The sequence below is a fragment of the Rhizobium sp. 01L419 genome (assembly GCF_056400025.1).
Genome location: NZ_JBFTSM010000016.1, coordinates 33,678 through 54,138, shown reverse-complemented (window position 1 = coordinate 54,138; position 20,461 = coordinate 33,678). Strand labels below are relative to the sequence as shown.

The 20,461-nt window shown below is 59.5% G+C and carries 15 protein-coding genes; 11 read left to right on the top strand and 4 right to left on the bottom strand.

Features of this window, described 5'->3' with window-relative positions:
* Positions 1-63 precede the first annotated feature (63 nt).
* A complete protein-coding gene (gyrB, locus tag AC1DUP_RS26935; protein WP_113508708.1) occupies positions 64-2,499 on the top strand; it encodes a DNA topoisomerase (ATP-hydrolyzing) subunit B in 2,436 nt (811 codons plus the stop codon).
* Positions 2,500-2,560: 61 nt separating this feature from the next.
* On the opposite strand, the gene AC1DUP_RS26930 is transcribed toward gyrB, so the two are convergent.
* A complete protein-coding gene (locus tag AC1DUP_RS26930) occupies positions 2,561-3,163 on the bottom strand; it encodes a nitroreductase family protein (protein ID WP_113300850.1) in 603 nt (200 codons plus the stop codon).
* A 193-nt stretch (positions 3,164-3,356) separates the two neighbouring features.
* On the opposite strand from AC1DUP_RS26930, the gene AC1DUP_RS26925 reads away from it, so the two are divergent.
* The 10 genes from AC1DUP_RS26925 to AC1DUP_RS26880 all read left to right on the top strand — a co-directional run bounded on the left by AC1DUP_RS26925 (position 3,357) and on the right by AC1DUP_RS26880 (position 13,291).
* Positions 3,357-4,310, top strand: a complete 954-nt coding sequence (locus AC1DUP_RS26925) for a glutathione S-transferase family protein (RefSeq protein WP_477835731.1) — start codon at positions 3,357-3,359, stop codon at positions 4,308-4,310.
* Positions 4,311-4,402: 92 nt separating this feature from the next.
* Positions 4,403-5,245, top strand: a complete 843-nt coding sequence (locus AC1DUP_RS26920; RefSeq protein WP_113508710.1) for a fumarylacetoacetate hydrolase family protein — start codon at positions 4,403-4,405, stop codon at positions 5,243-5,245.
* Between the two features lie 207 nt (positions 5,246-5,452).
* A complete protein-coding gene (locus tag AC1DUP_RS26915) occupies positions 5,453-6,727 on the top strand; it encodes a polyhydroxyalkanoate depolymerase (protein WP_113300853.1) in 1,275 nt (424 codons plus the stop codon).
* A gap of 144 nt (positions 6,728-6,871) precedes the next feature.
* Positions 6,872-7,306 (top strand): DUF2852 domain-containing protein, encoded by a 435-nt coding sequence (locus tag AC1DUP_RS26910; protein WP_113300854.1) that lies wholly within the window; start codon positions 6,872-6,874, stop codon positions 7,304-7,306.
* 90 nt (positions 7,307-7,396) lie between these two features.
* Complete coding sequence (locus AC1DUP_RS26905) at positions 7,397-8,155, top strand: YgjP family zinc-dependent metalloprotease (RefSeq protein WP_113300855.1); 759 nt, start codon at positions 7,397-7,399, stop codon at positions 8,153-8,155.
* 74 nt (positions 8,156-8,229) lie between these two features.
* Positions 8,230-8,898: a phosphoribosylanthranilate isomerase gene (locus AC1DUP_RS26900; protein WP_477835727.1), complete on the top strand. Its 669-nt coding sequence runs from the start codon at positions 8,230-8,232 to the stop codon at positions 8,896-8,898.
* 2 nt (positions 8,899-8,900) lie between these two features.
* A complete protein-coding gene (trpB, locus tag AC1DUP_RS26895; RefSeq protein ID WP_113308152.1) occupies positions 8,901-10,121 on the top strand; it encodes a tryptophan synthase subunit beta in 1,221 nt (406 codons plus the stop codon).
* Positions 10,122-10,126: 5 nt separating this feature from the next.
* Complete coding sequence (gene trpA / locus AC1DUP_RS26890) at positions 10,127-10,966, top strand: tryptophan synthase subunit alpha (RefSeq protein WP_113300858.1); 840 nt, start codon at positions 10,127-10,129, stop codon at positions 10,964-10,966.
* Between the two features lie 39 nt (positions 10,967-11,005).
* Positions 11,006-11,908: an acetyl-CoA carboxylase, carboxyltransferase subunit beta gene (gene accD / locus AC1DUP_RS26885; RefSeq protein WP_113300859.1), complete on the top strand. Its 903-nt coding sequence runs from the start codon at positions 11,006-11,008 to the stop codon at positions 11,906-11,908.
* A gap of 30 nt (positions 11,909-11,938) precedes the next feature.
* The gene (locus AC1DUP_RS26880) at positions 11,939-13,291 is read left to right on the top strand and encodes a bifunctional folylpolyglutamate synthase/dihydrofolate synthase (protein ID WP_477835724.1); all 1,353 of its coding nucleotides are present in this window, start codon (positions 11,939-11,941) and stop codon (positions 13,289-13,291) included.
* A 48-nt stretch (positions 13,292-13,339) separates the two neighbouring features.
* On the opposite strand, the gene trxA is transcribed toward AC1DUP_RS26880, so the two are convergent.
* The 3 genes from trxA to addB form a co-directional block, all read right to left on the bottom strand.
* Entirely contained in the window at positions 13,340-13,660 is a 321-nt protein-coding gene (gene trxA, locus AC1DUP_RS26875; protein WP_113300861.1) for a thioredoxin, read from the bottom strand.
* Between the two features lie 74 nt (positions 13,661-13,734).
* Positions 13,735-17,280: a double-strand break repair helicase AddA gene (gene addA, locus AC1DUP_RS26870; RefSeq protein WP_477835722.1), complete on the bottom strand. Its 3,546-nt coding sequence runs from the start codon at positions 17,278-17,280 to the stop codon at positions 13,735-13,737.
* A complete protein-coding gene (gene addB / locus AC1DUP_RS26865) occupies positions 17,273-20,458 on the bottom strand; it encodes a double-strand break repair protein AddB (protein WP_477835720.1) in 3,186 nt (1,061 codons plus the stop codon). Before addB ends, addA begins: the two co-directional genes overlap by 8 nt.
* Between the last annotated feature and the right edge of the window lie 3 nt (positions 20,459-20,461).

Here is a 20,461-nt window from a genome sequence, read left to right as displayed (position 1 = left end):
TGAAAAAGCCGGTGATTCGCAAGGCGCGCCGTTGCTTACGACAACAGGGAAAATCTCAACAGAATGACCGATGCACCCGCGACGGAAAACGGCGTAAACACCGAATATGGCGCAGATTCCATCAAGGTCCTGAAGGGACTTGATGCCGTGCGCAAGCGCCCGGGCATGTATATCGGCGACACCGATGATGGCTCCGGCCTTCATCATATGGTCTACGAAGTCGTCGATAACGCGATCGACGAAGCGCTGGCCGGCCATGCCGATATCGTGACCGTCGCGCTCAATCCCGATGGTTCGGTCACCGTGACGGATAACGGCCGCGGTATTCCGACGGATATCCATACTGGCGAAGGCGTTTCGGCGGCCGAGGTCATCATGACCCAGCTGCATGCCGGCGGTAAGTTCGACCAGAATTCCTATAAGGTTTCAGGCGGTCTGCACGGCGTCGGTGTTTCGGTCGTCAACGCGCTTTCCGTCTGGCTGAAGCTGAAGATCCGTCGCCAGGGCAAGATCCACGAGATGAGCTTCACGCATGGCGTCGCCGATGCTCCGCTGAAGGTGACGGGCGAGGCTCCAAACGAGACCGGCACGGAAGTGAGCTTCATGCCGAGCACCGGCACCTTCACCATGACGGAGTTCGACTACGGCACACTTGAGCACCGTCTGCGCGAGTTGGCCTTCCTCAACTCCGGCGTCCGCATCCTGCTGACGGACAAGCGTCACTCCGACATCAAGCAGGAAGAGATGATGTATGACGGTGGCCTCGAGGCCTTCGTCTCCTATCTCGACCGCGCCAAGAAGCCGCTCGTCGAAAAGCCGGTCGCGATCCGCGGCGAAAAGGATGGCATCACCGTCGAAGTCGCCATGTGGTGGAACGACAGCTACCATGAGAACGTGCTCTGCTTCACCAACAACATTCCCCAGCGCGACGGCGGCACGCATATGGCCGGCTTCCGCGCCGCGCTGACGCGTCAGATCACCTCCTATGCCGACACCTCGGGTATCACCAAGAGGGAGAAGGTGACGTTCACCGGTGACGATTGTCGCGAAGGCTTGACTGCCGTGCTCTCGGTCAAGGTACCGGATCCCAAGTTCTCGTCGCAGACCAAGGACAAGCTCGTTTCTTCGGAGGTCCGTCCCGTTGTCGAAAGCCTCGTCAATGAGGCCCTCGGCACCTGGCTTGAGGAACATCCCAGCGAAGCCAAGGTTCTCGTCGGCAAGGTGGTTGAAGCCGCTGCCGCCCGCGAAGCGGCCCGCAAGGCGCGCGAACTGACGCGCCGTAAGGGTGCGCTCGATATCGCTTCGCTGCCCGGCAAGCTGGCTGACTGCTCTGAGCGCGATCCGGCCAAGTCTGAAGTTTTCCTCGTCGAGGGTGACTCGGCAGGCGGTTCGGCCAAACAGGGGCGGTCGCGCGAAAATCAGGCGATCCTGCCGCTGCGCGGCAAGATTCTGAATGTCGAACGCGCTCGCTTCGACAAGATGCTGTCGAGTCAGGAAATCGGCACGCTGATTACCGCACTCGGCACCGGCATCGGCAAGGACGAATTCAACGTTGAAAAGCTGCGGTACCACAAGATCATCATCATGACGGATGCAGACGTCGATGGCGCCCATATTCGCACGCTGTTGCTCACCTTCTTCTTCCGCCAGATGCCGGAGCTGATCGAACGCGGCCATCTCTATATCGCCCAGCCGCCGCTCTATAAGGTCTCGCGTGGCAAGTCGGTACAGTACGTCAAGAATGAAAAGGCACTCGAAGACTATTTGATCGGTCAGGGTCTGGATGATGCCGCACTCAAGCTCGCCAGCGGCGAAGTTCGTGTTGGACAGGATTTGAACGAGGTTATTCACGACGCCCTGCGCTTGCGCGCACTGCTCGACAATCTGCATTCGCGTTACAATCGTGCGGTCGTCGAACAGGCAGCTATAGCCGGTGCGCTCAATGCCGAATTGGTCAGCAATGCCGAACGCGCTCAGGAACTGGCGATCGAAGTGGCCAGGCGGCTTGATATCATTGCCGAGGAAACCGAGCGCGGCTGGGAAGGCAGCCTCACCAGCGAGGGGGGTATCCGTCTGGAGCGCATGGTCCGCGGCGTCAAGGAAGTCATCGTGCTCGATATGGCGTTGATCGGCTCGCAGGATGCCCGTTTTATCGACCAGCTCACGCCGCGTATGAAGGAAATCTATCAGACTCCGCCGGTCCTCAGCCGACGGGACGGCGATCAGGAAATTTCCGGTCCACGCGCACTGCTCGATGCGGTTTTCGCCAGCGGCCGCAAAGGCCTGACGATGCAGCGTTACAAGGGTCTCGGCGAAATGAATGCCGAACAGCTGTGGGAAACGACGCTCGATCCGAACGTCCGCTCGCTGCTGCAGGTTAAGGTCAATGATGCGACCGATGCCGACGGTCTGTTTGCCCGCCTGATGGGTGATGAAGTCGAACCACGCCGCGAATTCATCCAGGAAAACGCCCTGAGCGTTGCAAACCTCGATATCTGATCGGAAGCCGATCACAATAAGCCCCGCAGCCAACAGGCTCGCGGGGCTTTTTTGTTCTCGATCATCCGTTGCCGACGAAATGGCCGTTGGAGGCAATCTCGGAGAGCGGCTTGCGCTGGCTTGGGAATTCACGTTCCTGATTGCGTTCTGAAAGAACACTCTTGTCGGCGATACGGCCGACGGCAATGCCGGCTTCGACGCGATAACCATCAGGAACGTCAAGCTTTTCCTTGATCTCGTCATGCTTGATGCCGCCCATGCCATGCGCATAGAAGCCGGAGATGCGGGCTTGGATAGCGAGGTATCCCCAGGCGGTCCCGGCATCGAAGGAGTGCGTGTAGCTCGGTCGTTCTTCACTGGTGCCGCGGGCGCCGTTGAAGCTGCGCGAGACCACGAATATCAGTGCCGAAGCGTTCTTCGCCCATTCCTGATTGGATTCATTGAGCAGGCTAACGAATTTCTCCCAGTGCTCGGAACCCTTCAGAGCGTAGATAAACCGCCATGGCTGGTTGTTTGCAGAGGATGGCGCCCAGTGCGCCGCATCGAGCAGTGTCAGAAGCTCGGCTTCTTGGATGATCGCGCCTGTGAAGGCGCGCGGTGACCAGCGATCCAGAAACATCGGATCGACAGGATATTCGGATTCGCGGCTATTGGTTTTTGTCATGCTGGCTTCCGGAAGTTGGCGATGGATGGGGATTCCACAGCGGAGATCACATAGTGATATTTCCGTGCCTGCTCGCTTGGCAAGCATCCTTTGATCGTAGCGAGTGTACAATCTGTTTCCAGAAACTGGGCTTACGCGCGCGAAGAAGTCTCGGTAAAGCAGCCTCAAATCCGATAGATCAGGAGATGCGGCGATGCTGGTGAATGGCAAATGGACCGAGGACTGGCAACCGGTCCAGGCGAAGGATGAGAAGGGCGGCTTCGTCCGCCAGATATCGAGCTTCCGCAATTGGGTGACACTCGACGGCAATGCAGGCGCGACGGGTGAGGGCGGTTTTGTCGCCGAAGCAGGCCGCTACCACCTCTATGTCGCCTATATCTGCCCCTGGGCTTCGCGAACGCTGATAGGCCGCAAGCTTAAGGGGCTTGAGAACGTCATCTCGGTTTCGATCGTCGAACCAGCGCTCAGCAAGCAGGGCTGGCGTTTTGGAGATTATCCCGGAGCTACCGCCGATGAGCTGAACGGTGCCACTTACATCCATGAAATCTATACGAAAGCGGATCCTGATTTCACGGGACGCGCCACGGTGCCGGTATTGTGGGACAAGAAACGCGAAACAATCGTCAACAACGAATCGTCCGATATCCTGCGCATGCTGAATAATGGTTTTGGCGATCTCGCCGACGGTGACATCGATCTCTATCCCCTTGCTCGACGGGCCGAGATAGACGCTTTCAACGATCGCATCTATCCGTCATTGAACAACGGTGTTTACCGCACCGGCTTTGCGACGACCCAGCTTGCCTATGAGGAGGCTTTTGCCGAGGTCTTTGGCTGCCTCGACTGGATCGAACCGCAGCTTGAAGGGCACGGCTTCCTGTTTGCCGACCATCCGACGGAAGCCGATATCCGCCTGTTCGTCACGCTCGTACGTTTCGATGTCGCCTATCATGGCCTTTTCAAATGCAATCTTCGGCGTCTTTCCGATTACGCCAATCTCAAGGCTTTTTGCCGCCGGATGCTGGATTGGCCCGGCATCGCGGGGACGGTGAATTTTGATCACATCAAGCGCGGGTACTATTCGATCGAGAGCCTCAACCCGACACACATCGTCCCGGTTGGTCCGTCGCTGGCGGAAATTTTCTAAGCGGGCGTACCGCTTCCGCGGCAAGTCATAATGACACCGATGAATAATTCGTTCATAGGTGGCGCATCTGCTTTCCATTGAGGAGGACATTCATGAAGCTGATGCGCGTTGGAGAAGCGGGCCACGAAAAGCCGGCTCTGCTCGATGCCGATGGCAAGATCCGTGATCTTTCCGCTCACGTAGCCGATATCGGCGGCGAGGCAATCACGCCGGCAGGTCTTGCGAAGATTGCGGCCCTTGATCCGAAAAGCCTGCCGGAGCTGGCGCCCGGCCGCATCGGCGCCTGTATTGCCGGCACCGGCAAATTCATCTGCATCGGCCTGAACTACTCGGACCATGCAGCCGAAACCGGCGCGACCGTGCCGCCCGAACCCGTCATTTTCATGAAGGCGACCTCGGCGATCGTCGGTCCCAACGACAATGTGCTGATCCCGCGTGGTTCTGAAAAGACCGACTGGGAAGTCGAACTTGGTGTCGTTATCGGCAAGACCGCGAAATATGTGAGCGAGGCCGAAGCGCTGGATTACGTCGCTGGTTACTGCGTTTCCGACGACGTTTCCGAGCGCGCCTTCCAGAGCGAGCGTTCGGGCCAGTGGACCAAGGGCAAGTCCTGTGACACTTTCGGCCCGATCGGCCCCTGGCTCGTCACGAAGGATGAAATTGCCGATCCGCAGAACCTCAACATGTGGCTCAAGGTCAATGGTCAGACGATGCAGAACGGTTCCACCAAGACGATGGTCTATGGCGTGGCTTTCGTCGTGTCTTATCTCAGCCAGTTCATGTCCCTGCACCCGGGCGATGTCATCTCGACCGGCACGCCTCCGGGCGTCGGCATGGGCATGAAGCCGCCGCGCTTCCTGAGGGATGGTGATGTCGTCGAACTCGGTATCGAAGGCCTCGGCACCCAGAAACAGCTCTTCGTAGCGGACCGGTAACGACATTTCTGCAGGGAAGCTTAAACTTTGTGCGCCAAGCTAATGCCGGAGGTCAATTTTCCGGCATTTTTCTTTGCAGGACGAATGTTATGTTGCTGTGCAACAAAAACCTGTTAGCCTGCGTTGATGTGCCAGCGTTAACGGAAAGAGTCCGGCGCCCTTCAATCAGCGTCGTCTTTGCCGGATAGAGAAAGGTGGCGCCCCCTCATGTTTTACCAGCTTTATGAATTGAACCATGCAGCCTTGGCACCGTTCCGCGCTGCAGCCGATATTATGCGGTTCGCCTACTCAAATCCGCTGAACCCCTTCTCGCAGACCCCGATGGGCCGCACCATTTCAGCCAGTCTCGAAATGTTCGAGCGAACGACTCGCCGTTACGGCAAGCCGGAATTCGGGCTCAACGAAACCTCGATTGGCGGCAAGAAGGTTGCGGTACGCGAGGAAATCGTCTGGGCACGATCCTTCTGTAACCTCCTGCATTTTTCGCGCGATGTCCCGGCTGGTCACGGCGGCGATCCGCGCATCCTCATCGTGGCGCCGATGTCCGGCCACTATGCGACCCTCCTGCGGGGTACTGTCGAGGCATTGCTGCCGAACGCCGATATCTACATCACCGACTGGATCGATGCGCGCATGGTACCGATGACGGAGGGTACCTTCGACCTTTCCGATTATATCGACTACGTCATCGAGATGCTGCATTTCCTCGGTCATGACACCCATGTCATCGCCGTCTGTCAGCCTTCCGTGCCGGTCTTGGCCGCTGCCGCAATCATGGAAGAAGCCAAGGATCCGCTTGCGCCGTCGTCCATGACGCTGATGGGTGGGCCGATCGATACCCGCATCAATCCGACAGCCGTCAACAAGCTTGCCAAGGAGCGCCCGCTCGAATGGTTTGCCGATAACGTCGTCATGAACGTGCCCTGGCCGCAACCAGGCTTCATGCGTCCTGTTTATCCGGGTTTCCTGCAGCTCTCCGGCTTCATGTCGATGAACCTCGACCGGCATCTGATCGCCCACAAGGAGTTCTTCATGCATCTCGTGAAGAACGACGGCGAGCCGGAAAAGCACCGCGATTTCTACGACGAATACCTTGCGGTCATGGACCTGACCGCGGAGTTCTACCTGCAGACGGTCGAACAGGTCTTCATGAAGCATGCGCTGCCGAAGGGCGAACTCATGCATCGCGGCAGGCGCGTCGATCCCGCCGCAATTCGCAACGTAGCATTGCTGACGGTCGAAGGTGAGAACGACGACATCTCGGGTGTTGGCCAGACCGAGGCGGCCCAGACCATATGCGTGAATATCCCTGAGGAGATGCGTATGCATTACCTGCAGCCGGATGTCGGCCACTACGGCGTCTTCAACGGATCGCGCTTCCGCCGCGAGATTGCGCCCCGCATCGTCAACTTCACGCGCCAGCATTCCCGCGCGAAGAAACCGCCGGTTCAGCGCGTCATCAAGGGCGGCAAATCGGCGTGAGTTAGAAAACGCTGATTTAATGTCATCGATTCAAGGCCTTGTTCGATTTAACCTCAAATCGTCTTGAAGGCCGGTTCAGCGGTAACCATCTGTTTTTTCAGCACTCGGCATAGTGTCGGGTGCTGAACGCGAGGATACCGCACGATGAACCAGTCAGCATTGCTTCGCCCGGATTGGACTCCGGCTACCGTTGCCTTGATGATCCTCGGCTTCATGGTTTTCTGGCCTCTGGGGCTGGCCATGCTTGCCTACATCATCTTCGGCGAGCGTCTGCGCGGCTTCAAGCGTGACGTTAATCAAGCAACGGATGGCTTCTTTGCAGGCTGCCGCCGTTCGCATGGCCGTCACCGCCCGCACTTCTCGACGGGCAACGTCGCCTTTGACGATTGGCGCAAGGCCGAGCTCGATCGCATGGAGGAAGAGCGCCGCAAGCTTGATGAAATGCGTGAGGAATTCGATTCCTACCTGCGCGAGCTTCGCCGCGCCAAGGATCAGGAAGAATTCGATCGCTTCATGCGCGAGCGCAAGAACAACCGGCGCGACGATAATGGCCCGGTCGCAGAGTACCAGACGCCGTAAAGCGTGATCACAGAAAATCTATGACCGGCATCGCTTCCGATGCCGGTTTTTCTTTGCCCGGATTTCCGACGAATCGTATAGAAAATCCCTATGTTTCCGCTTCTAAAGATCCGCCGTCCGACAAGAAAACCGGCGCCGCCTGAAACGCGGACGCTCGATGTTGCCGGTCGTCTGATGCCCTTGACGATCAAGCAGCATGATCGCGCCACCCGCATCACGCTTCGTATCGAGCCGGGCGGCCGGGCGCTGAAAATGACGGTCCCGAAGGGACTTGCCGCCCGCGAAGTCAACGCCTTCCTCGATCGTCATCAAGGCTGGCTGCTGACCAAGCTCGCGAAATTCTCAACCGAAACGAACCTGCGGCATGGCGGCGAAATTCTCTTCCGCGGTATCAAACATCGCATCGAGCACACCGGCAGCCTGCGCGGACTGACCGAAGCGGTGGTGGTGGATGGCAGATCTGTCCTTCGCGTAAGCGGCCTGCCGGAACATGTCGGCCGCCGCATCGCTGCCTTTTTCAAGAAGGAAGCTCGCGTCGATCTCGAAAGATTGTCGCGCATGCATGCCGCCTCCATCAAGGCGCCGATCCGCTCCATCTCCATGAAGGATACTCGCAGCCGCTGGGGCTCCTGTTCTTCGGAGGGAAATCTGAGCTTCTCCTGGCGTATCGTCATGGCGCCGCCTTCGGTGGTCGACTACCTTGCCGCCCATGAAGTGGCGCATCTGAAGGAAATGAACCATGGCCCGCACTTCTGGGCGCTCTGCAAGAAACTTTGCCCCCATATGGAAGAGGCAAAGTCCTGGCTGAAGCGCCAGGGCAGCCAGTTGCACGCCATAGACTTCGATTAAATCCCGCCGCCTTAAATTCAGGCCGCATCGCAAATTGGCTCGACTCTTTGCCCGTTTCATGTCACTTCGCTGCCATGAGACCGGATATCAAAATCTGTGGTTTGAAGACGCCTGAGGCCATCGAACGCGCATTGAAGCGTGGCGCGACACATCTCGGCTTTAACTTCTTTCAAAAGAGCCCTCGTTACGTCGAGCCTGATATTGCCGGCAAGCTCGCCGAACCGGCGCGCGGCAAGGCGAAGATCGTTGCCGTCGTGGTCGATCCGAGCAACGACGATCTCGATGAAATCGTTGCGCTTTTGCGTCCCGATATGCTGCAGTTGCACGGCAGCGAAAGCCCGGAGCGGGTGCTGACCGTCAAGGCGGTCTACGGCATCCCTGTCATCAAGGCATTGCCTGTTCGTACCGCCGATGACCTGAAAAGGGTGGAAGCCTATATCGGCATCGCCGACCGTTTCCTCTTTGATGCCAAGCCGCCGAAAGGCTCTGAACTGCCTGGTGGTAACGGCGTTTCCTTTGATTGGAGCCTGCTCAGCTGGCTTGACGGCAGTGTCGACTACATGCTTTCCGGTGGGCTCAACAAGGCCAATGTCGGGCAAGCACTTGCAATTACCAGGGCGCCGGGTGTCGATACTGCCTCGGGTGTCGAGAGTGCGCCGGGTGTGAAAAGCGTAGCGATGATCGATGAGTTTTTCGATGCGGTCGAAGAGGCATGTTTGCCTGAAACGACCTCAGGGAGTTGAAAGTGAACCAGACGCCTAAACCGAATTCCTTCCGGTCCGGTCCGGATGAAGATGGACGCTTTGGCATTTACGGGGGCCGCTTCGTGGCCGAAACCCTGATGCCCCTGATCCTCGAGCTGCAGGACGAGTGGGAAAAAGCGAAGAAGGACCCGGAATTCCAGGCGGAACTGAAGCATCTCGGTACCCATTATATCGGCCGTCCGAGCCCGCTCTATTTCGCAGAGCGCCTCACGCAGCATCTCGGCGGCGCCAAGATCTATTTCAAGCGCGAAGAGTTGAACCATACCGGCTCGCACAAGATCAACAATTGCATCGGCCAGATCCTGCTCGCCAAGCGCATGGGCAAGACGCGCATCATCGCTGAAACCGGCGCCGGTCAGCACGGGGTTGCATCGGCAACCGTTGCCGCCCGTTTCGGCTTTCCTTGTGTCGTCTACATGGGCGCAACCGACGTCGAGCGCCAGGCGCCGAATGTTTTCCGCATGAAGTTGCTGGGGGCTGAGGTAAAGCCGGTTACGGCCGGTAGCGGCACGCTGAAGGATGCGATGAACGAGGCGCTGCGTGACTGGGTCACCAACGTCGACGATACCTATTACCTGATCGGCACTGCTGCCGGCCCGCATCCCTATCCGGAAATGGTGCGTGACTTCCAGGCCGTGATCGGCACGGAAGCCAAGCAGCAGATGCTTGAGGCTGAAGGCCGTTTGCCGGATCTCGTCATCGCTGCTGTCGGCGGCGGTTCGAATGCGATCGGCATCTTCCATCCCTTCCTCGATGACGAGGGTGTGAAGATCGTCGGCGTCGAAGCCGGCGGCAAGGGTCTGCAGGGCGACGAGCACTGCGCTTCGATCACCGCCGGCTCGCCCGGCGTGTTGCACGGCAACCGCACCTATCTACTGCAGGACAATGACGGGCAGATCAAGGAAGGCCATTCGATCTCGGCTGGCCTCGATTACCCCGGCATCGGCCCGGAGCATTCGTGGCTGAACGATATCGGCCGCGCCGAATACGTGCCGATCATGGATCACGAGGCGCTCGAAGCCTTCCAGACGCTGACGCGCCTCGAAGGCATCATCCCGGCGCTCGAGCCTTCGCATGCGCTTGCCGAAGTCATCAAGCGTGCGCCCACTATGGGCAAGGAAGAGATCATCCTGATGAACCTCTCTGGCCGTGGCGATAAGGATATCTTCACCGTCGGCAAGATCCTGGGAATGGGACTGTAATAGACATGACCGCACGTATGGATAAACGCTTTGCCGATCTGAAGGCAGAAGGTCGCCCGGCGCTCGTAACCTACTTCATGGGCGGCGATCCCGACTACGCGACCTCGCTCGGCATCATGAAGGCACTGCCGGAAGCCGGCGCCGACGTCATCGAGCTCGGCATGCCCTTCTCCGACCCTATGGCCGATGGCCCGGCGATCCAGCTGGCTGGACAGCGCGCGCTGAAAGGCGGCCAGACGCTGCAGAAGACGCTGCTGCTCGCTGCCGATTTCCGCAAGACGAATGACGCAACGCCGATCGTGATGATGGGTTACTACAATCCGATCTACGTCTACGGCGTCGAAAAATTCCTTGATGATGCACTTGCTTCCGGTATCGACGGCTTGATCGTTGTCGACCTGCCGCCGGAAATGGATGACGAACTCTGCATCCCGGCGCTGAGGAAAGGCATCAATTTCATTCGTCTGGCAACGCCGACGACGGACGAAAAACGCCTGCCGACCGTTCTGAAAAACACGTCGGGCTTCGTCTATTATGTCTCGATGAACGGCATTACCGGTTCGGCCCTGCCGGATCCGTCGCTGGTTTCGGGTGCGGTCAAGCGTATCAAGCAGCACACCGAACTGCCGGTCTGCGTCGGTTTCGGCGTCAAGACGGCCGAACACGCCAAGGTCATCGGCGGCTCGGCCGATGGCGTGGTCGTCGGCACGGCAATCGTCAATCAGGTAGCCACCAGCCTGACGGCGGATGGAAAGGCGACGGCGGACACGGTTCAGGCCGTTGCGACGCTGGTTCGCGGTCTTTCCACAGGAACGCGATCGGCACGCCTTGTTGCTGCCGAATAGTTTCCCCACATTGGCACTGGTCAATCAGGAGTATTCGAGTTGAACTGGATCACTAACTACGTTCGCCCGCGGATCAATTCCATGCTGGGCCGTCGCGAAGTGCCGGAGAACCTCTGGATCAAGTGCCCGGAAACGGGCGAGATGGTCTTTCACAAAGACCTCGAAGGCAATAAGTGGGTCATTCCCGCCTCCGGCTATCACATGAAAATGCCGGCGAAGGCGCGTCTTGCCGATCTGTTCGACAATGGCGACTATGAAGCCCTGCCGCAGCCGAAGGTCGCCCAGGACCCGCTGAAGTTCCGCGATTCCAAGAAATACAGTGACCGTCTGCGCGACAGCCGCCTCAAGACGGAGCAGGAGGATACGATCCTCGCCGGTCTCGGCAGTGTAAAGGGCCTGAAGCTCGTCGCGATCGTTCACGAATTCAACTTCATCGGCGGCTCGCTCGGGATGGCTGCCGGCGAAGCGATCGTCAAAGCCTTCGAACGCGCGATCGCTGAAAAGTGCCCGCTTGTCATGTTTCCGGCTTCGGGCGGCGCGCGCATGCAGGAAGGCATCCTTTCGTTGATGCAGCTTCCGCGCACGACGGTTGCCGTCGATATGCTGAAGGAAGCGGGCCAGCCCTATATCGTGGTTCTGACCAATCCGACCACCGGCGGCGTGACCGCATCCTACGCCATGCTCGGCGATATTCATCTGGCCGAGCCGGGCGCCGAAATCGGCTTTGCCGGCAAGCGCGTCATCGAACAGACGCTGCGGGAAAAGCTCCCGGAAGGCTTCCAGACATCGGAATATCTGCTGGAACACGGCGTGGTCGATATGGTCGTCAAGCGTCACGATATCCCCGAGACGCTGGCGCGCCTCTTGAAGATCCTGACCAAGAAGCCGGTTTCGGCTGCAAATGATGCAAATGGCGTGATTGCTCTGGCGGCGAGCGCCTGAGCCACGGTTCCGATAGGATAGGGCGGGCCGATGACAGACAGAGGCCAGGTCGCGGTGAGTGAGGCGGCACAGGAGATCGAAAAGCTCATGGGATTGCATCCCAAGGGCTACGATCTGTCCCTGGACCGCATTCAGCGCCTTCTTGAGGCGCTCGGCAATCCCGAGCGCAATCTCCCGCCTGTCGTCCATGTTGCCGGCACCAACGGCAAGGGCTCGACAACAGCTTTCTGCCGCGCGCTGCTGGAAGCGGGCGGTTATAGCGTGCACGTCCATACCTCTCCGCATCTCGTCAACTGGCATGAGCGTTACCGCATGGGTGTTGCGGGCGGGCGCGGGCAACTGGTCGACGACGCTGTCTTCGCTGAAGCTTTAAGGCGTGTGGCCGAGGCCAATGGCGGTCAGAAGATCACCGTCTTCGAAATCCTGACGGCAGTCACTTTCATCCTTTTTTCCGAACATGCAGCCGATGCCGCGATCATCGAGGTTGGCCTCGGTGGACGCTTCGATGCCACCAATGTCATTCAGGATCCCGCCGTTTCGGTCATCATGCCGATTTCGCTGGATCACCAGCCCTATCTCGGCGACCGGGTGGAACTCATCGCGGCCGAAAAGGCCGGCATCATGAAGCGCGGTCGTCCCGTGGTCATCGGCCATCAGGACTATGACGCGGCGCTTGACATGCTGATGTCGACCGCCGAGCGGCTGAACTGCCCGAGCGCCATCTTCGGCCAGGATTTCATGGCGCATGAGGAATACGGCCGGCTGATCTATCAGGATGAATTCGGCTTGGCGGACCTGCCCCTGCCGCGCCTTCCTGGCCGTCATCAATATGCCAACGCTGCTGCTGCCATTCGCGCCGTCAAGGCTGCGGGCTTCACGGTCACCGATCCGATGATGGAAAAAGCGATGGGAACGGTGGAATGGCCGGGCCGCCTGCAGAAACTGACGGAAGGCAGGCTGTTGAGCCATGCGCCGGCGAAATCGGAAATCTGGATCGATGGAGGCCACAATCCGGGCGCCGGTGAGGTGATCGCCGAGGCCATGGCGAATTTCGAAGAGCGTCAGCCACGTCCGCTGTTCCTGATCTCGGGCATGATCAACACCAAGGATCCGGTCGGTTATTTCAAGGCCTTCACTGGATTGGTGGAAAAGGTCTATTGTGTGCCGATCCGCGGTAGCGAAGCGATGATCGATCCGGTCATTCTCGCCAATACCGCCTATGAAGCCGGCCTTGTGGCCGAACCGATGTCATCAGTCACCGATGCTCTGGACGCTATTTCTTCGGTCGTCGACCCCGAAGGCCCGCCACCCCGCATTCTGATCGGTGGCTCCCTTTATCTCGTTGGCGATGTTCTGGCAGAAAACGGTACACCGCCCAAATGAAAAAGCCCGGCAGATGCCGGGCTTTTCACATTGAATCTGTCGATATCGTCAGGCTGCGCTGGAGATCCAGTTGGAAAGCGCCGTCTTCGGCTTTGCGCCGACGGAGATGTCGGCGACTTCGCCGCCCTTGAAGATCGCAAGGGTCGGGATCGAGCGAACACCGAACTGGGCTGCCAGTTCCGGGTTCTCATCAATGTTGAGCTTGACGACCTTTACCTTGCCGGCCAGTTCCGTAGCGATTTCTTCGAGGCTCGGAGCAATCATTTTGCACGGACCACACCACTCAGCCCAGAAATCGACGACGACGGGTTCTACGGACTCCAGAACTTCCGACTGGAAGTTGTTGATATCGACCTTAACGGTAGCCATAGGCTGCTCCTTTACCGGATTTGGTGTTGGATAAGATGTGAGGGTGCGGTGCCGGAATTTCAATGTCCGATATTTCACTTTGTGTTGAGTCCTGCAAGTGCAGAAGCCAAGGCCTGCTCACTGAGGGTATGGATCGTCGCGTTTTCCGTATAGACCAGCATGCAATCGATCCGTTTGGTAGGATAGAGCGGCTTCAGGATTTCCCGATAGATCGCAAGCTGCGCCTTGTGCGCAAAAGGGATTTTGTCTTCGATTGTCGGTGGAACGCGATTTGTCTTGTAATCCAGAACGACGACGCTGTCTGGCATGACAGCAAGGCGGTCAATCCGGCCGGAAACGGCATATTCCCTGCCTTCCAGCCTCAAGGTTCCCATGATCGAGATTTCTGCCTGGGCATGAACGCTGAAGACGGCTTCAAGCCTTCCATCCTGCAAGAGTTTCACAACCGAATCGACTAAAGCCTGGCGCTCTATAGCCGGCCAGAATCGCGCGGCGCGTTCGGCATAACGCTTCGCTGCATCGGCCCGCTCGTCTGCCGGAATATCGGGAAGGGCCTGAAGCATTCGATGGATGAGGCGGCCCTTTTCCAGTGAACGGTCGCTGCTCTCTTGATCGCTGAAGAGCGGCGAGGTCACCAGCAGGTCATCGGCCTCCTCGTCAATGATCGTACCGGCACCGGAAGGGCTAAGCGGCCGCGGCAGTTGTTTCTGCGGCGGCAGAGGGCGGAAAAGGTCCGGGGGGACCGTTTCGACGGTTGCCTGTTCAGGAGCACGGTCCATTCGCTCGAAGCTGCGCTCGACCTGCGGCACGCGCCAGCGCATGCCGTCCCACTCTCCATCCGGCCCCGAGAACGTCGCCTTCTCGACATGCGGATGCTCTGCGTCGAGCGCGGTGGAGATCATCATATGCCAGGTGTCGGCGTTCAGCCGCACGCCGCGATAGCCGCAGACGATCAACCGATCAGCCGCACGCGTCATCGCCACATAGAGCAGGCGCCGATACTCCTCCTCCGCAAGCAGCTGGATGCGTGCTGCATCGGTCAATGTCAGCGAATTGCCGAGGTCGCTGACGGGAACCCAGACCGGCATCGGAGGCTCTTCCGGTCCAGTCTCCAGCAACCGGAGCTTTGGCAGGTGGGTATGGGTAAAAGCCTTGGATCCGCCATCGACCAGAAAGACGATTGGTGCTTCGAGACCTTTGGAGGCATGCACCGTCATGATGCGCACCTCGTTGCGGCCTTTGTCCTGCTCGCGCTTCACTTCCGGCGCTTCAAGCTCCATCGTCGAGATGAAGGATTGCAGGCCGGGGATACCAGACGTTTCGTGGTCCAGCGCAAAGGTCAGGAATTCGTCAAGGATATCGCTGACTTCGGTGCCGAGGCGCGCCAGAAATTGCCGCCGGCCGCCATGGCTGCCGAGGACGCGGGCATAAAAGTCGTGGACAGAAAGGCTTCGGGATTGTGCGAGAAATAGTTCCAGCCTTGCGACGGCCGCGCCGAGACGTTCATTGCCGTCGGCTGCATATTTGCGAAGATGGTGCCAGACGCTTTCATGGTCGCCGCGGAGCGCTGCAACAGCAAAAATATCCTCTTCCAAGAGATTGAAGAGCGGGCTTTTCAGGAGCGCGGCGAGCGAAAGATCGTCTTCCGGCAGGAGTAGAAAACGGCCGAGCGCCAGCAGATCCTGCACTGCGATATGGCTGGTAAGCACCAGCCGGTCCGCGCCGGCAACGGGAATGTCGCCGCGCCGTTTCAGTTCACGTGTCAGCGCATTAACGAAGGCGTCGCGTTTGCGGACGAGAACGAGGATGTCGCCGGCTTCGATAAAGCGTTCCCTACCCTTTTCGACGATCGTTTCGCGGCCGACGAGAGTACCGATCGTGTGAGCGATGCGCCGTGCCAGGACGGCGGCCGGCGCGCTCTCGGGTGTCGCGTCGAAGGGAGCGGTCCAGTCCTCGTCCTTTACCACGACATCGGGCACGACCATTTCCCAGAGGTCGACCGCACCTGGATGGCCGATGCGGCTGGAACGATGAACGACCGGCTCGGTGCCGAGGCCACGCGCATTCTCTGGTGGGGTAAAGATATGATCGACGGCGAGCAGCACGTCGGAGGTGGAGCGGAAGGACAGCGGCAGGCGAACGGTCGAGAAGGCGAGGCCGCTGTTCTGCACGCGACGCTGCGTCCGTTCCTTCTCCTCGGAAAACCGCTCCGGCCGCGCGCCCTGAAAGGAATAGATCGACTGTTTCTCATCCCCGACGGCAAACAGTGTACGGACGACAGGCCGCGAACTTTCACCGGAGAAGAAATCCTCCGCCAGCGACTGGATGACGCTCCATTGAATGGGGCTGGTATCTTGTGCTTCGTCGACGAGGATGTGGTCGATACCCTGATCGAGCTTGTAGTGGATCCACGGGCCGACGCCGCTCTTGGTGAGCAGGTCGGCAGTGCGGGTAATCAGATCCTCGAAGTCGAGATGACTGCGCTGCTTTTTCAGTTCCTCGTAGCCGCTATTTAAGCGGTCCGCGAGCATGAGAGCGGCACGCGTTGCCGTATGCATCCGCATCATCTTCAGCCGATTCCGGCAATCGACGACATGGGCGCGGGCTGCGGCGATCGCATCGGCAAGCTGCGGCGCTTCCGCGAGCATCGCTTTGACGAAGAACTGCCCGTCCGTCTTTGGCTCACCCTTTACCGTCAGGAAGACCTTCTCCAGAAGCGGCGCTTGCGCCGTGACATCCCGTTCGCGCCCAGCGCGACGCAAACCGTCGGCAACGTCCTGCGCCTTCGCTCCACCCTTTCCGGCGGCCAGCGACAGGTAAAGTTCCAGCGTTGCACCCGAAAGCCCCGGTAGTGGCCAATACCGTTCGGCCAATCTCTCTTCCGTATCGTCGGGCGCCAGGCCAAGCTTCATGCGAAGCAGATGGTCGGCGCCGCCATGCTGTTCGGCTGCGAACATGAAGCGGCGGATGGCATTTCTGTTGGCAACGATCTCGCCGAGCAGATTTTCAAGCCCGGATTCATCGCCCAGATTGAGCACATAGGCGAAGGCATCGGCGAGATCCCGGTTATTCTCCGGCGATGTTGCCGTCAGCAGTGAACGGCGCGCATCGGCAAGCAGCGTCGCGGCCGCCCGGTCATCGAGAACGGAGAAATGCCCGGCGACATTTGCTTCCAGCGGAAACTGGTGCAGCAGCGCTTCGCAGAAGGCGTGAATCGTCTGGATCTTCAGCCCACCCGGCGTTTCCAGCGCCTTGGCGAACAGTCGCCGGGCTTCTGCAAGTTTCAGGGAATCCGGCTCACGACCTTCGATTGCGGCGATGCGCTTGGCGAGTTCCTCATCCGGAAAAATGGCCCATTCCGCCAGCCGCTCGAAAACGCGGTTCGACATTTCGGAGGCGGCAGCCTTCGTATAGGTGAGGCAGAGAATAGCGGAAGGCCGCGCACCGGCGAGCAGTAGCCGAATCACGCGCTGGGTCAAAACATGTGTCTTGCCGGAACCGGCATTGGCCGAGACCCAGGCAGAACGGGTCGGATCGGAAGCGATCGCCTGCTGGATCGTTGTCCATCCGATCCAGGTGCCAGGATCATCCCCGTCGGGAAGCGCGGTCGGATCAATCATCGCCGCCTCCAACCGAATCGGCAGTTGCCCATTCCGCAACGCGGGCGAGATGGTCGTAATCGCCACCGAAATCGAATTGCTGCGCCGGGATCAGCCGCGAGGTAAAGCCTCTTTCGCCCGACTGCAGCAGGGTAACAAATTTTACCAGCTGGTCGATCGATTCCTCCGCGAGCTGCATCGCCGATTTCGCCTTGTCGCTGTTTGCATCCTCATTGTTGACCTTGTCGACCAGGAAGCGGCTGCCAGGTCGCAGGCGGACATAGAGCAGATCGTTTGGTACCCGGCTGCCCGCATCGCGAAAAGCGCCGGCATGAAGGGCCGCTGCCTCAAGTGCAAGCTGTGGGTCGAGCAATACGCGGGCCTGCGTCGGAGAGGGATTGTAGCCCGTCTTGTAATCGATGATGTCGGCGCTATCAGGTCCTTTGATATCGATGCGGTCGGCAACGCCAGTGAGCCGGATATCGATACCCTCAAGTTCGACTCCGCCTCTGACCTCCGTCAGCCTTTTCTGAACATTAGGCTGCCGCTCGGCCTCCCAATTGAGGAATGCACGCGCGACCTCACGGAAGCGCGGCCGCCAGACGGCATCGATATGCGGCGGCAAGCTCTCCATGTCGAAGAGTTCGGTCAGAATGACTTCCATCGCCGTTGCTGCCTCGGGCGTTCCTGCGATATGGCCTTCGCGGACAAAGCGATCGATGATCCTGTGATAGAGCGTGCCACGCTCAGCCGCGCCCGGATCGCGATTGAATGGATCGACGGGATCAAGCCGCAGCAGGCGTCGTGCATAGATCGCATAGGGATCGCGGCGCAGTCGCCCCACCTCGCTGAAGGAATAGGATCTGGGCTGTAGGTCCCTTGGCGGCTTGGGGGAGGGCCGTTGCGCCGGCGCCTGATTTTCACCCAGATCGATCTGGTTTGCCCAGTGAACGAAACGCGCGCCCCGCTGGCGTAATTTCTCTTCGAAATCCTCGCCGCCCAACGCCAGAAGCCGCTGCAGCCATCGGGAGGCGACAGTGGGTGTCGAGCCCTGGCGCAATGCGCGTGAATAGATCAGATGACGGGTACCGTTCGCCATCTCGAAGTCATGCGCCAACTGCCCAATGCGCCGCTCCGGCGGCTCCAGCCCGATTTCTGTCTTCATCATACGGGAGACAAAGGGATTGTTGGCGGTCTGTCCTGGCCATGATCCTTCATTGAGGCTGCCGAGGATCAGCGTATCGACGTTCTGCAGGCGGGCTTCGAGCGTACCGAAGATGAAGAGGCGAGGGTGGCTAAGTGCGCCGGGTTTAACGGCGTGCCCGGCCGACAGCGCCTGCGTGATATCGATCCATTGCGGTCCGTCCGCTTCCATCTGGCCGTCGGTATCAATGACTTCGCCGAGCAGATTTGCAAGAGCATCGCCCGTCTCGCCCGACCAGAGGCCGGCCAGATTGCCGTGTTCGTCGGCAGCGACACTTTCCAGAGCGCGGCCCGTCCGTTCGGCCCATTGCGAGAGCGAGATGCCCGTCAGGCCATCATCACCCCCACGATATCGCATGAGCGCCGATATTAGCGGCTCCACGGCACGCTCAACTTTCCGGGCTAACCTGCGGGCCATCTCCGCAGCCTCAGATGGCAGCGATTTGCGCCAGGCTGGCGCGTGCCTGTCGAGCGCCTGCTCTGAAAGTTGGTGGTCGAGCAGCTGTTCGAGCGATCCGATATCCACTTCTGCCACGCCGCCGCGCAGCGCCAGCAACTCCAATGCCTCGACAGCCTCAGTCAGAAAGCCACGTTCCAGCCCGAAGCGGGCAAGCGGATGTTTGAGTAGCGAAACAATGGCGACAGGATCGCCGGGACGCAGTGTCGATTCCAGCACCAATTGCAGCAGCGTGCCCTGAGGCGTTGCCGAAAGTGGCGTACCGGCTGAATCGTCGGCGAGAATGCCGAAGCGGGAAAGCTCCGCCATAACCCGACGCGCCAGATTGCGGTCTGGCGTAATGAGGGCAGCCCTGCTTTCGCCATCTCTGCCCGGCTGTTCAAGCGCAAGCCGCAGAGCAACGGCAATCGCCGTCGCTTCTTCGCGCTCGTTGGCGGCTTCGATCATCGATACGTCCGCGAATGCCTCGGCTACCATCCCTTCCGGCAGGTCTTTTTTCCATTCGCCCCAGCCACTCGTGGCTTCCGATGGAGTAAGCGCCCGCGAGAGGATTTCCGCGCGAGAGCGCAGATTGGCTTCCGCTTCCTGGATCGGCTGAACATCCTCGCGGGTCAGTTTCAGCCGCTTCAGCAGCACGGAGAGACCATATTGCGGATGTGTGCGGCTTGCCGGATTGGCCCTTTGGCCTGGCAGAAGATCGGGCGCGACCAGCCGCCAATGTTCCTCCGGCATGGAAAGATCGAGGCCGGGCAGCACGATCACGCCTTCCGGCAATTTGGCTACGGCACCGATCAGATCGGCCGTGGCGGGAAGCGAACCAGTCGAACCGGCAATGATGATCGGACCGGTAGGCGTCATCGTCGAGAGCCGGCCGGCCTCGGCGCGCAAAATCGCATTGCGGTGGCGGGCTGGCGACGAACGGCCGAGTTCGACCAGACGTTCCGGCCAGAAGGCACTGGCGATCTGCAGGAATTCCGCCGTCAATTGCCACCAGGCCGCATAGTCGCCGGTATCGAGTTTACCGAGTTCCGACCAAGCAAGATCCTCGGTTTCGATCGAATCGATCAGTTCCGCCAGATTGCGGGCGAGCCAGATTGCGTCCGCCGGGCTTGCCGGCGCTACCAGTGGCGATTCCGAATGGATATGTCGAACGATCTCCGGCAGCTTGTTACGCCAGGCAAGGATCAGCCGCGCCAGTTCCAGAAGGCGGGCCGTATTGGAAAGCGGTTGGGCAAGATCGATCGTTGCCGGCAGCGCCTCGTCGAAATAGCCGCTGTCGTCATCCGTTTCTCCCAGAGGGCGAATGACAGGCAGGATCGCCGAGCAGCCGCCGAGAAGATCGACGAATTCCGAACGCAGCACGCGTACGGCGCGCCGGGTCGGCAGATAGATCGTCACCTTGGCAAGGGATAGCGGATCGGCGGGATCATGCCGGAAAAGCGGTGTCAGGCGTCCGTCACAAAGCGAACTTGCCAGCGTCTTCAGAAAGGGAAGGCCGGATGGGATCGTCAGAATGCGTGGCCGGTGCCGCTCCGTCATGCG